Consider the following 12,270-nt stretch of genomic DNA (forward strand, 5'->3'; position numbering starts at 1 on the left):
AGCCGCCCCCGGCCATGGATGGCCGATGGCGGCGGGCCCACGGAGCAGGACCGGAGCGAGGGCATGCCGAGCCTGGGCGAGGCACCGAACGAAAGGGGCAAGAGCCCTTGGTTACTTGGGGCTTCTCCAAGTGACTCGCCGTAAGGGCGAAACCGATAGCCGCCGTTACCGCAGAAACGGATATGTACACCCGAGAGAAAATGGTCGGTTAACAGTCCGCCATCGCCAGCAAGCCGGCTCCTACAGTTGATCGGTGTACGGCCGCTCCGAAAACGCATCGGGCCTTTTCGGCCAAGCGGGCTGCCGTTTCCGGCCGTTTGCCGTTATACTCGCCGGCTTTCAAAAGTTCGCCAACGAGTGCTGCCCGCCATGGAAATCAACCCGATCCTTAACAGTATCAAGGACCTGTCCGAGCGCTCCGAAACTATTCGGGGGTATCTTTGACTACGATCAAAAGCATGAGCGTCTGACCGAAGTCAATCGCGAGCTTGAAGATCCGTCTGTCTGGAACAACCCGTCGTACGCTCAGGAACTGGGCCGCGAGCGGTCCCTGCTGGCGCAGATCGTCGAAACCCTCGACGAAATGCACGCCGGCCTGGCCGACGCCAAAGACCTGCTGCTGATGTCCGCAGAAGAAGAAGACCAGGCCGCCGTCGATGACGTCGCCGCCGAAGTCGAACGCCTGCGCGAATCGCTGGAAAAACTCGAATTCCGTCGCATGTTCAGCGGTGAAATGGACGCCAACAACGCCTACCTGGACATCCAGGCCGGCTCCGGCGGCACCGAGGCCCAGGACTGGGCCAACATCCTGCTGCGCATGTACCTGCGCTGGGCTGACAAACGCGGTTTCGACGCGACCATCATGGAACTGTCGGCCGGTGAAGTCGCCGGTATCAAGGGCGCCACCGTGCACATCAAGGGCGAATACGCCTTCGGCTGGCTGCGTACCGAAATCGGCGTGCACCGCTTGGTGCGCAAGAGCCCGTTCGACTCCGGCAACCGTCGCCACACCTCGTTCTCGGCCGTGTTCGTGTCGCCGGAAATCGATGACAACATCGAAATCGACATCAACCCGTCGGACCTGCGCATCGACACCTACCGCTCCTCCGGTGCCGGTGGTCAGCACGTAAACACCACCGACTCGGCCGTACGTATCACCCACGTACCGTCCAACACCGTGGTCAGCTGCCAGAACGAACGCTCCCAGCACGCCAACAAAGACACCGCGATGAAAATGTTGCGGGCGCGCTTGTACGAGCAGGAAGTGCAGAAACGCAACGCCGCCTCGCAAGCCCTGGAAGACACCAAGTCGGACATCGGCTGGGGTCACCAGATTCGCTCCTACGTACTCGATGCGTCGCGAATCAAGGATTTGCGCACTAACATCGAACGCAGCGACTGCGACAAGGTGCTCGACGGCGACATCGACGAATACCTGGTAGCGAGCCTGAAACAAGGCCTGTAACGCCGCCCCCCCTGTAGGAGCCGGCTTGCCGGCGATCCCCGGCCCCACGCCGGGGACAACGAACCTGATGGAATATTTAAAGACATGAGCGACCTAGAACTCGACCCGCAAGCCCTGCAACAGGAAGAAAACTCCCTGATCGCCCTGCGCAAGGAAAAGCTTGCTGCCGAGCGCGCCAAGGGCAATGCCTTCCCGAACGACTTCCGCCGCGAAAACTACTGCGAAGACTTGCAGAAACAGTACGTGGACAAGACCAAGGAAGAGCTCGCAGAGGCTGCAATCCCGGTCAAGGTTGCCGGTCGCATCATGCTCAACCGTGGCTCGTTCATGGTGATCCAGGACATGACCGGTCGCATCCAGGTCTACGTCAACCGCAAGACCCTGTCCGAAGAAACCCTGGCCGCGGTGAAAACCTGGGACATGGGCGACATCATCGCCGCCGAAGGCACCCTGGCCCGTTCCGGCAAGGGCGACCTGTACGTTGAAATGACCAGCGTGCGCCTGCTGACCAAATCTCTGCGCCCGCTGCCGGACAAGCACCACGGCCTGACCGACACCGAACAGCGCTATCGTCAGCGTTACGTTGACCTGATCGTCAACGAAGACGTGCGCCAGACCTTCCGCGTGCGTTCGCAAGTGATTGCGCACATCCGCAGCTTCCTGATGCAGCGTGACTTCCTGGAAGTGGAAACTCCGATGCTGCAAACCATTCCGGGCGGCGCGGCGGCCAAGCCGTTCGAAACGCACCACAACGCGCTGGACATGGAAATGTTCCTGCGTATCGCGCCTGAGCTGTACCTCAAGCGTCTGGTGGTTGGCGGCTTCGAGAAAGTGTTCGAGATCAACCGCAACTTCCGTAACGAAGGCGTTTCGACTCGTCACAACCCTGAATTCACCATGTTGGAGTTCTACCAGGCTTACGCCGACTACGAAGACAACATGGACCTGACCGAAGAACTGTTCCGCGAGCTGGCGCAGCTGGTTCTGGGCAGCACCGACGTGCCTTACGGCGACAAGGTGTTCCATTTCGGCGAACCGTTCGTGCGTCTGTCGGTGTTCGATTCGATCCTCAAGTACAACCCTGAGCTGACTGCCGATGATCTGAATGACATCGACAAGGCCCGCGCCATCGCCAAGAAAGCCGGCGCCAAGGTGCTGGGTTTCGAAGGCCTGGGCAAATTGCAGGTGATGATTTTCGAAGAGCTGGTCGAGCACAAGCTGGAGCAGCCGCACTTTATTACCCAGTACCCGTTTGAAGTGTCGCCGCTGGCCCGTCGCAACGACGACAACCCGAACGTCACCGACCGTTTCGAATTGTTCATCGGTGGCCGTGAAATCGCCAACGCCTACTCCGAGTTGAACGACGCGGAAGACCAGGCCGAGCGCTTCATGGCGCAGGTGGCCGACAAGGACGCCGGCGACGACGAAGCCATGCACTACGACGCCGATTTCGTTCGCGCGCTGGAGTACGGCATGCCGCCAACGGCCGGTGAAGGCATCGGCATCGACCGTCTGGTGATGCTGCTGACCAACTCCCCGTCGATCCGCGACGTGATCCTGTTCCCGCACATGCGGCCGCAAGCGTAAGTGTTTCAATTAAAAAGCCGCCTATAACAGGCGGCTTTTTATTGCCTGTCTGGTACAAACGTATCAAATGGTTACTTTTGAAATGAGAGAGGAATTCCTGTCGTGAACCGTGCAATGGCTCAAGAAGGTGCAGCGGGTATCGCCACTGCGGTCGCTGAAAGTGTTCAGTACCAGGGCCGCAAGGCCAGCCGTCAGGGCAGTGAGCAGCGTCGACAGGACATTCTCGATGCGGCCATGCGCATTGTCGTGCGCGATGGCGTGCGGGCCGTGCGTCACCGTGCGGTTGCTGCAGAAGCGGGTGTGCCACTGTCGGCCACCACTTACTATTTCAAGGACATCGATGACTTGCTCACCGATACCTTTGCCCAATATGTGGAACGCAGCGCGGCGTTCATGGCCAAGTTGTGGGTGAACAATGAAGGGCTGCTGCGCGAGATGGTCGTCAGCGGCGACGGCAGCCCCGAGTCGCGCTCGCAACTGGCGGACGACATTGCACGGTTGATGGCGGACTATGTTCACCGGCAACTGATCAACCGTCGCGAACACCTGATGGCCGAACAGGCGTTCCGTCAGGAAGCGCTGCTGAACCCGCGCCTGGCGGAGCTGGTGCGCTCGCATCAGCAGATTCTCCTGCAGGGTACGTGTCAGCTTTTCCAGGTTTTGGGTTCCCGTGAGCCACACCAAGATGCCAAAGTGTTGACGGCGATTATCGGACGGATGGAATATCAGGGGCTGCTCAACGACGCCGAGCCTGACGCCGAAGCTGAAATGCTCGGTATCCTGACCCGCTACATGCACTTGGTATTGGCGTCGGTGTGATCCTGCGATGAACCTGTAGGAGCGAGGCTTGCCCGCGAAGGCGATTTAACATTCAACAGATGATGTGTTGACTGACACATCGCCTTCGCGGGCAAGCCACGCTCCTACAGGGATCGTGAGCATTCGGGGATTGTGTTCATAGGGAGTGTTGAATGAAAGCCTGGCGCGTCGTTGTGATCGCCTTGTCGATCCTGCTGCTCAGTGGCTGTCTGGTGACCTTCAGGGAGCCATTGCCCACGAGCGACCCCGCGCCCAAAGGATTACTCGGCAAATGGACCAGCACCAACGCCTGGGGCGAGCCGCTGAACCTGGAGCTGACGCGCATCGGCGAAAATCGCTATCAGGCGGTCAGCTACTTCAAGGCCAAACCCAAGGAACGCGAAGCCTATCCCTTCACCGTCTCGCGCCATGGCAACCGCTGGTACCTGTCGGCGAAAGTCCCGGCACAGTTCGGCGGGCATTTCACCATTGCCGGTTTCGAACTCACCGACAAGCATGAACTGGTGGTTTACAACCTCGACCTCGAGCAGATCAACCAGGCCCTGGGGCAAAAAGTCCTCAGCGGCGAAGGTTTCCAGACCGACGACGGCGACGGCGTGCTGATCAACACACGCATGGACCAAGTCTTCGCTTACCTCGACGATCCGGCCAATTCCGATGTCTTCGTCGAAGCCGTGCGCTATCAGCGCCTGGCCAAAGCCAAATAAACCCAGCACATAACGGTTTTTCTACAGGAGTTTCGGGTGGACGATTACCAGCAGACGATACGCATGTTGTCCGATCGCATTGTGCTGGCGCAGACGCCGATTCGCGTCCTGGATGCAGTGAAGTGGGACGACAGCATCCGCAAGGGTTTCCTCAAGGCCAAGGGCAAGGAAATGCCGGCGGTGGACCGTGATTACTACCTGAACCGGCCGCTGTCCTTCGACTCCAGCAAAGTGAAACTGGAATTCCAGAACATCGAGCGTGACATCACCCGCCAGCTTGGCCAGTTCAACCCGGTCGGCCAGATCATGCGGCGCATGTGCAAGGAATACCGGATGGTGGTGCGCATGCTTGAAGCGCGCGGCACTGAGGATTTCGGCCTGATTTCCCAAGAGTTGTATGGCGCGGCATCCGATGCGTTTCATGCCGGTGACCCGACCCTGTCCGACCTCGGCCTGATGCTCTCCGATTATCTGAATAACATCGATGGTCGTGGTGACCTGAAGGATGAGCCGAAAATCCTCACCGCCAAGGACGCCGTGCATTTGTTGCAAACCCGGCTGAGCAAAGTGTTTGGCGAGGCCGAGGAAACCATTCGGGTGTTCGAGTCCGACGGCATCGTCGCCGATGCGGCGGCCGGCGCCGACTACATCAAGATCCGCACCGACGCGATGTTCAACGAGCGCGACGTGCGGGCGCTGGAAGTCCATGAAGGGCTGGTGCATGTCGGCACTACGCTCAACGGTCTGAACCAGCCGATCTGCACCTTCCTGTCCAAGGGGCCGCCCTCGTCGACGGTGACCCAGGAAGGCCTGGCGATCCTGATGGAAATCATCACCTTCGCCTCCTACCCGAGTCGCCTGCGCAAGCTGACCAACCGTACCCGCGCCATTCACATGGTGGAGGAGGGCGCGGACTTCCTGCAGATCTTCGAGTTCTTCCGCGAGCAGGGCTTTGAAATGGCGGAAAGCTACGGCAACGCCAGTCGGGTTTTCCGTGGTTCGGTGCCGAACGGTCTGCCATTTACCAAAGACTTGTCCTACCTCAAGGGCTTTATCATGGTTTACAACTACATTCAGTTGGCCGTGCGTAAAGGCAAGCTTGAGCAAGTGCCGCTGCTGTTTTGCGGCAAGACTACGCTGGAAGACATGCGCACCTTGCGCCAGTTGGTGGACGAAGGCCTGGTGGTTCCGCCGAAATACCTGCCGGAACAGTTCCGTGACATGAACGCGCTGTCGGCGTGGATGTGCTTCTCCAACTTCCTGAACCACCTGAGCCTGGACCGGATCGAAGCGGATTACTCCAATATCCTCTAATCAACACATCTCCCTGTAGGAGCTGGCTTGCCGGCGATGAACGATAACGCGGTATGCCTGTTCAACCGCGGTGTGACGATCGCTGGCAAGCCAGCTCCTACAGGGTTGCGTCGTTACCCATTCATATTGCGAGGTTTCAACGGATGAGAATCCTCGGCATCCTCTTCCTTCTTCTAACCCTCGGCGGGTGCAGCTCTTTGCTGTTCTACCCCGAGCCCGGACAGCTGTTCACCCCGGAAAAAGCCAAACTCGAATACCGCGACGTCACCCTCACCACGGCCGACGGCCTCAAGCTGCATGGCTGGTGGCTGCCGGCGAAAAAAGGCGTCGAAGTCAAAGGCACGGTGCTGCACCTGCACGGCAACGGCGGCAATCTGCCGATGCATCTGGGCGGCAGCTGGTGGTTGCCGGAAGAAGGCTATCAAGTGCTGCTGATCGATTATCGCGGTTACGGTCTGTCCGAAGGCGAACCGAGTTTGCCGGCGATCTATCAGGACATCGACGCCGCGTTCAAATGGCTCGACCAGGCGCCGGAGGTCAAAGGCAAACCGTTGATCCTGCTCGGGCAAAGCCTCGGCGGCTCAATGGCCGTGCATTACCTGGTTCAGCATCCCGAACGCCAGAAACAACTCAAGGCCTTCGTCCTCGATGGCGTGCCGGCCAGTTATCGCAGCATCGGCCAATTCGCCCTGAGCAATTCCTGGCTGACGTGGGCGTTCCAGGTGCCGCTTTCGTGGCTGGTGCCGGACGGTGACAGCGCGATCCACTCGATGACGCAGCTCAACGGCGTGCCGAAACTGATCTATCACAGCATCGACGATCCGATCGTGCCCCTTTCCAACGGCATCCGTCTGTATCAAGCTGCGCCGCCGCCGCGAGTGCTGCAACTGACCCGTGGTGGTCATGTGCAGACGTTTGCCGACCCGGTCTGGCGCAAGGTCATGCTGCGATATCTCGATGACCCGCAGCATTTCAACGGCTTGCGCCGCCTGGGTGAAATCCCCAACTACCCGGCACCCCCGAATTCAGAAGATGAACCACCAGAGAGTCCGCAATGAGTGAAGAACGTAACGCCATCCCGCTGATCATCACCGGTATCTGCAGCATCCTCGGCACCGTCGGGGCCCTGTGGTACTACGGTTACCTGCACTTCGCCAAACCCGAAGATGCGCTGCTGCTCAGCGACTTCACCATGCTCAAGACCGTGCCGGGCGAAGACTACAAAGTCTCCCTGGAACCGGCTCCACAAGTGGCCCAGTGCATCGATGGCGTGCTGGTGATGTTCGACACCGAACAGAAAGGCCTGACCGGCGTATTGGTCAACAACAAGAAAAAAGCCGTGCGCTGCATGGGCCAGGAAACCCCGCAGAAGCTGGAGCAGTAACTGTAACGCGGTTAAATCACACAGACCGCGTTGCCTTCATCGCCAGCAAGCCGGCTCCTACAGGTTTGCGTTGATCCTGTAGGAGCCGGCTTGCTGGCAATGGACGCGACGCGGTATACGGTCAAAACCGCGAAAACAAAAAGCCCCGCCGGATCAGATCAGGCGGGGCTTTTGCGTTACGGCGTGAAGCTTAGTTGGCACTCACTGCCGAACGCGGGATCACCGGCTGGTTGTCGTTGGAAATGGTCACTTCTACACGGCGGTTCATGGCACGACCCGAAGCGTCGCCGTTTTCAGCAACCGGGTATTCCTTGCCATAACCCTGGGCAACGATGCGCGCAGGATCAACGCCCATTTTCACCAGTGCCGTGCGCACGGAACCGGCGCGACGCTCGGACAGCGACTGGTTGTGCGACGCCGTGCCGGTGCTGTCGGTGTAGCCTTCGACGATCACCTTGCGGTCCGGGTTTTCCTGAAGGAACTGCGCCAGTTTGTTGATGTTCACCAGGCCGCTGGATTTCAGGTCGGCACGGTCGGTCGCGAACAACACATCACCAAAGGTTACCAGCGTACCGCGATCGGTCTGCTTGGCGTTCAGGCTGTCCTGCAACTGTTTGATCTGCGCATCGCGAGCATCCAGGCGTGCCTGGGCGCGCTGTGCGGCAGCATTCTTCAGATTGGCTTCAGCGGTGCGCAGGGCGATGGTTTGCTTCGCCACTTCAACACGCTGATTGGTCAGATAGGCCAGTTGATCGACCTCGTTCGTGTCTCGTTTGTCCAGATAAGCCTTGTCGGCCTTGTCCAGGTAATCGCTGGCGTCCTTGGTTTCCAGCGCCGCGACTTTGCTCGCCTGTGGGTTGGCTTGCAGGCCGCTGTAGTTGGTGCGGGCCTGTTCAAGGTTCGCGTTAGGCGGCGTGGAGCAGGCAGCCAGTGCAACGCTTGCGGCCAGCAGGGCAGGGATCATCAATTGATTGCGCATGTGGGTATCGTCCTTTTAAGTCGAGTAAGAAGTGCGTCGTGGCGGCGCTTATTGCACGGTGCGCCGGCTTTCCTGACGCAGTTCCTGAACCCCTTTCTGAGAGTCCTTCACGGCCTGTTCGGCTTTGATCGCCTGGGCTTTGCGTTCGGCAACGCGTGCGTCCCACTCGGCCTGTTCGGCGAGCAGGCGGGCTTCGTCGTACTTTTTGTCGTGCATCGCGATTTCGGCTTGTTTGAGCTTGTCCTGGGCGGACTTCATCTCAACCGCCGAGAATTCGGTGCCACCCGCGCTGACGGCGCTGTTCACGGCCGATTGGGTCACGGCGTATTGCTCGGTCGGCGGGTTACCGGCGCAACCGGCCAGAACGAAGCTGCTGCCGATGGCCAGGGCGGCCAGTTTCAGGCTGCGCAGGGGGGTGGAAGCGGACGTGGCAGTGCTGATCTTCATGGTCTTCAACTCCATTGGAATAACTCCTGAAAAACTGAACATCCATCCTGGGCAAGGAGCCGCAACCATCAATTTTCGAAGCGTTTTGAAACGGCCGTCCCAGGCGTGGTTACTGGTTACGACCCGAGGCATTTTTTAAAAGTTCAGAGAAGATGGCCTGTTGCCCGAAAAAACTTTGACCGAACGGACAAGGCTCTAAATAGGGAACTTTGGTGATAGAAGGGGGTATTCCAAGGGCGGAAACACGCAATTGTTGAAAGTCACGCAGGTCAAATGTGGGAGCGAGCCTGCTCGCGATGGCGGCTTAACATTCAACATTGATGTCGCCTGACACACCGCTATCGCGAGCAGGCTCGCTCCCACAGGGGATGTGGTGAATTCAGTGCTTCTGCTTGTCCTCACCAGACGACAAATCGTGCAAATGCCGCCGGGACAACGCGAGAAAACGCGGGGTCGGGCCGATGTCTTCGTACAGCGGATCGCCTTCTTCGTCGGTGGCCACGATGGTCGAGCCTTTCACGTACGGGAAGCTCTTTTCCAGCTCTTCGAGTGCCGCGCCGATCAACTCGCCGAGCAGTTCTTCAGGGTGCCGCTTGGGGTACATCTCGATGATCGCCGCCAAGCGCGCGGCGGCCTCCACATCCAGATGAATCGAGTAGCCAGTGTCGGTCAGGCGACCCTTGGCGTTTTCTTCCCAATGATGGGCAAGCTCGCGGATTTTCATAAAAACCTCATGGCGCGCCTGCTCATGGCAGGCCGGGTAAGTGTCCGGTCACGGCCGGCGAAAGCCGTTGTGCGGCTTACTCTTCAGACTAGCTTGCGTGCCCGGGGTTTAAAGTCCCTTCGTCGTGTGCTTGTAAGAAGCGCTTTACGACGGCACTCTTAAACCACAAGGCACCCCGGATTTTTTCGCTGGAGAACGGCTGATGACCGATATTGATGCACGCTTGCGCGAGGATGTTCACCTGTTGGGTGAGCTGTTGGGCAACACCATTCGTGAACAGTACGGGGACGATTTTCTCGACAAGATCGAGCAGATCCGCAAAGGCGCCAAGGCCGACCGTCGTGGTTCGATGGACGCCGAACTGAGCGCCAGCCTCAATCAGCTGAGCGAAGACGAGTTGCTGCCGGTGGCGCGGGCGTTCAACCAGTTTCTCAACCTGGCCAACATCGCCGAGCAATATCAACTGATCCATCGCCGCGAAGAATCCCAACCCGCGCCGTTCGAGGCGCGCGTGTTGCCGGAGTTGCTAACGCGCCTGCTGGCCGAAGGTCATGCGGCCGAATCCCTGGCACGACAGTTGGGGCGCCTGGAAATCGAACTGGTGTTGACTGCGCACCCGACCGAAGTCGCCCGCCGCACGCTGATCCAGAAATACGACGCCATTGCCGCGCAACTTGCCGCTCAGGATCACCGCGACCTGACCAGCGCCGAGCGCGAGCAGATTCAATCGAAATTGCAGCGCCTGATCGCCGAAGCCTGGCACACCGAAGAAATCCGTCGCACCCGGCCGACACCGGTGGACGAAGCCAAATGGGGCTTCGCGGTGATCGAGCATTCGCTGTGGCAAGCGATCCCGAACTATTTGCGCAAGGCCGATAAGGCTCTACATGACGCCATCGGCCTGCATTTGCCGCTGGAAGCCGCGCCGATTCGCTTTGCTTCGTGGATGGGCGGCGACCGCGATGGCAACCCCAACGTGACGGCTGCCGTGACCCGTGAGGTGTTGCTGCTGGCACGCTGGATGGCCGCCGATCTGTACGTGCGCGATGTCGATCACCTCGCCGCCGAGCTGTCGATGCAACAGGCCAGCGACGCGCTGAAAGCCAAGGCCGGCGACAGCGCCGAACCCTATCGTGCCGTCCTTAAACAGCTACGTGAACGCCTGCGCGCCACTCGAAGCTGGGCCCACACTTCCTTGACAACCGCCACGCCGGCCCCCGCCGATGTGCTGCAAAACAACCGCGATTTGCTCGACCCGCTGGAGCTCTGCTACCAGTCGCTGCATGAGTGCGGCATGGGCGTGATCGCTGATGGGCCGCTGCTCGATTGCCTGCGTCGTGCGGTGACCTTCGGCTTGTTCCTGGTGCGCCTCGATGTGCGTCAGGACTCGTCCCGTCACACGGCGGCGATGACGGAAATCACCGATTACCTCGGCCTCGGTCGCTACGAAGACTGGAGCGAAGAGGAGCGCATCGCCTTCCTGATGCGCGAGTTGAACAACCGTCGGCCGTTGTTGCCGACGTACTTCAAACCCTCCGCCGACACCGCTGAAGTGCTCGCCACGTGCCGGGAAATCGCCGCCGCACCGGGCGCTTCGCTTGGTTCGTACGTGATCTCCATGGCGGGCGCCGCTTCCGACGTGCTGGCCGTGCAACTGCTGCTTAAAGAGTCTGGTGTTTTGCGGCCGATGCGCGTGGTGCCGCTGTTCGAAACCCTTGCCGACCTCGATAACGCCGGCCCGGTGATTGAAAAACTGTTGCTGCTGCCGGGTTATCGCGCGCGCCTGCAAGGCCCGCAGGAAGTGATGATCGGCTATTCCGACTCGGCCAAGGATGCCGGCACCACGGCGGCGGCCTGGGCGCAATATCGGGCGCAGGAACGTCTGGTCGACATCTGTCGCGAGCAGCAAGTGGAACTGCTGTTGTTCCACGGTCGCGGTGGCACCGTGGGGCGTGGTGGCGGTCCGGCGCACGCGGCGATTCTGTCGCAGCCGCCGGGCTCGGTGGCGGGGCGTTTTCGCACCACCGAGCAGGGAGAAATGATTCGTTTCAAATTCGGCCTGCCGGACATCGCCGAGCAAAATCTCAACCTGTACCTGGCGGCGGTGCTGGAGGCGACGTTGTTGCCACCGCCACCACCGCAACCCGCCTGGCGCCATTTGATGGACGAATTGGCGGCAGACGGTGTCAGTGCTTACCACGCCGTGGTGCGGGAAAATCCGCAATTCGTCGAGTATTTCCGCCAGTCCACCCCGGAGCAGGAGTTGGGGCGCCTGCCACTGGGCAGTCGCCCGGCCAAGCGCCGCGCCGGCGGGATCGAAAGCCTGCGGGCGATCCCATGGATCTTCGGTTGGACCCAGACACGCTTGATGCTGCCGGCCTGGCTCGGCTGGGAAGCCGCGTTAAGCAAGGCGCTGGCACGCGGCGAAGGCGAGCTGCTGGGGCAAATGCGCGAGCAGTGGCCGTTTTTCCGTACGCGCATCGATATGCTGGAAATGGTCCTGGCCAAGGCCGACGCGGATATCGCCCGCTCCTACGATGAGCGGCTGGTCGAGCCGGATCTGCTGCCTTTGGGTGCGCACTTACGCGACCTATTGTCGCAGGCGTGTTCGATTGTTCTGGGGTTGACCGGTCAGTCGCAGCTACTGGCACATAGCCCAGCTACCCTCGAATTCATCCGCTTGCGCAACACCTACCTCGACCCGCTTCATCTATTGCAGGCCGAATTACTGGCACGTTCGCGCCTGCAGGAAGTGGCGCAGGGCAGCCCGGTAGAACAGGCGTTGCTGGTGTCTGTGGCGGGGATTGCCGCCGGTTTGCGAAATACCGGCTAAGGTTTTCGTCG

General features: G+C 60.0%; 11 protein-coding genes. 8 read left to right on the forward strand and 3 right to left on the reverse strand.

Translation table 11 applies throughout. The annotated features are described in order from the left end of the window. Window positions 1-369: 369 nt before the first annotated feature. The 7 genes from prfB to IB254_RS14760 all read left to right on the forward strand — a co-directional run bounded on the left by prfB (window position 370) and on the right by IB254_RS14760 (window position 7,276). Window positions 370-1,465, forward strand: a protein-coding gene (gene prfB / locus IB254_RS14730) for a peptide chain release factor 2 (RefSeq protein WP_192417889.1) whose coding sequence is annotated in 2 segments (ribosomal slippage) — window positions 370-441 and window positions 443-1,465 — 1,095 coding nt in all. Because the reading frame shifts where the segments join, the coding sequence is not laid out codon by codon here. A gap of 84 nt (window positions 1,466-1,549) precedes the next feature. After that, a complete protein-coding gene (gene lysS / locus IB254_RS14735) occupies window positions 1,550-3,052 on the forward strand; it encodes a lysine--tRNA ligase (protein WP_008034198.1) in 1,503 nt (500 codons plus the stop codon). A gap of 102 nt (window positions 3,053-3,154) precedes the next feature. After that, a complete protein-coding gene (locus IB254_RS14740) occupies window positions 3,155-3,871 on the forward strand; it encodes a TetR/AcrR family transcriptional regulator (protein ID WP_008034197.1) in 717 nt (238 codons plus the stop codon). Window positions 3,872-4,023: 152 nt separating this feature from the next. After that, entirely contained in the window at window positions 4,024-4,578 is a 555-nt protein-coding gene (locus IB254_RS14745) for a hypothetical protein (RefSeq protein ID WP_192417890.1), read from the forward strand. A gap of 63 nt (window positions 4,579-4,641) precedes the next feature. Continuing rightward, window positions 4,642-5,892, forward strand: a complete 1,251-nt coding sequence (locus IB254_RS14750; RefSeq protein WP_177318173.1) for a flavohemoglobin expression-modulating QEGLA motif protein — start codon at window positions 4,642-4,644, stop codon at window positions 5,890-5,892. Between the two features lie 143 nt (window positions 5,893-6,035). Then, window positions 6,036-6,950 (forward strand): alpha/beta hydrolase, encoded by a 915-nt coding sequence (locus IB254_RS14755; RefSeq protein ID WP_008034180.1) that lies wholly within the window; start codon window positions 6,036-6,038, stop codon window positions 6,948-6,950. Then, window positions 6,947-7,276, forward strand: coding sequence for a hypothetical protein (locus tag IB254_RS14760; RefSeq protein ID WP_008039335.1), 330 nt, complete (start codon window positions 6,947-6,949; stop codon window positions 7,274-7,276). The genes IB254_RS14755 and IB254_RS14760 overlap by 4 nt, the downstream gene beginning before the upstream one ends. A 190-nt stretch (window positions 7,277-7,466) precedes the next feature. Here IB254_RS14760 and IB254_RS14765 read toward each other — a convergent pair whose 3' ends face one another. The 3 genes from IB254_RS14765 to IB254_RS14775 all read right to left on the reverse strand — a co-directional run bounded on the left by IB254_RS14765 (window position 7,467) and on the right by IB254_RS14775 (window position 9,426). Then, window positions 7,467-8,255 carry an OmpA family protein gene (locus IB254_RS14765; protein WP_192417891.1) on the reverse strand — a complete coding sequence of 263 codons (789 nt, stop codon included), beginning with the start codon at window positions 8,253-8,255 and terminating at the stop codon, window positions 7,467-7,469. Between the two features lie 48 nt (window positions 8,256-8,303). Next, window positions 8,304-8,717: a DUF4398 domain-containing protein gene (locus IB254_RS14770; RefSeq protein WP_192417892.1), complete on the reverse strand. Its 414-nt coding sequence runs from the start codon at window positions 8,715-8,717 to the stop codon at window positions 8,304-8,306. A 364-nt stretch (window positions 8,718-9,081) separates the two neighbouring features. After that, window positions 9,082-9,426: a hypothetical protein gene (locus IB254_RS14775; RefSeq protein ID WP_008024664.1), complete on the reverse strand. Its 345-nt coding sequence runs from the start codon at window positions 9,424-9,426 to the stop codon at window positions 9,082-9,084. A 202-nt stretch (window positions 9,427-9,628) separates the two neighbouring features. Here IB254_RS14775 and ppc point away from each other — a divergent pair, with 202 nt between their 5' ends. After that, a complete protein-coding gene (gene ppc / locus IB254_RS14780; RefSeq protein ID WP_192417893.1) occupies window positions 9,629-12,259 on the forward strand; it encodes a phosphoenolpyruvate carboxylase in 2,631 nt (876 codons plus the stop codon). The last annotated feature ends 11 nt before the right edge of the window (window positions 12,260-12,270 follow it).

Source organism: Pseudomonas sp. PDM03 (assembly GCF_014852385.1).
GTDB classification, from domain to species: Bacteria; Pseudomonadota; Gammaproteobacteria; order Pseudomonadales; family Pseudomonadaceae; genus Aquipseudomonas; species Aquipseudomonas migulae.

Excerpts from the sequence above, each read along its gene's own strand:
- IB254_RS14755 (WP_008034180.1), top strand. The coding sequence starts at position 6,036 with ATGAGAATCCTCGGCATCCTCTTCCTTCTTCTAACCCTCGGCGGGTGC.
- IB254_RS14775 (WP_008024664.1), bottom strand. The coding sequence starts at position 9,426 with ATGAAAATCCGCGAGCTTGCCCATCATTGGGAAGAAAACGCCAAGGGT.
- IB254_RS14770 (WP_192417892.1), bottom strand. The coding sequence starts at position 8,717 with ATGGAGTTGAAGACCATGAAGATCAGCACTGCCACGTCCGCTTCCACC.
- ppc (WP_192417893.1), top strand. The coding sequence starts at position 9,629 with ATGACCGATATTGATGCACGCTTGCGCGAGGATGTTCACCTGTTGGGT.
- IB254_RS14765 (WP_192417891.1), bottom strand. The coding sequence starts at position 8,255 with ATGCGCAATCAATTGATGATCCCTGCCCTGCTGGCCGCAAGCGTTGCA.
- IB254_RS14750 (WP_177318173.1), top strand. The coding sequence starts at position 4,642 with ATGTTGTCCGATCGCATTGTGCTGGCGCAGACGCCGATTCGCGTCCTG.
- IB254_RS14745 (WP_192417890.1), top strand. The coding sequence starts at position 4,024 with ATGAAAGCCTGGCGCGTCGTTGTGATCGCCTTGTCGATCCTGCTGCTC.
- IB254_RS14760 (WP_008039335.1), top strand. The coding sequence starts at position 6,947 with ATGAGTGAAGAACGTAACGCCATCCCGCTGATCATCACCGGTATCTGC.
- lysS (WP_008034198.1), top strand. The coding sequence starts at position 1,550 with ATGAGCGACCTAGAACTCGACCCGCAAGCCCTGCAACAGGAAGAAAAC.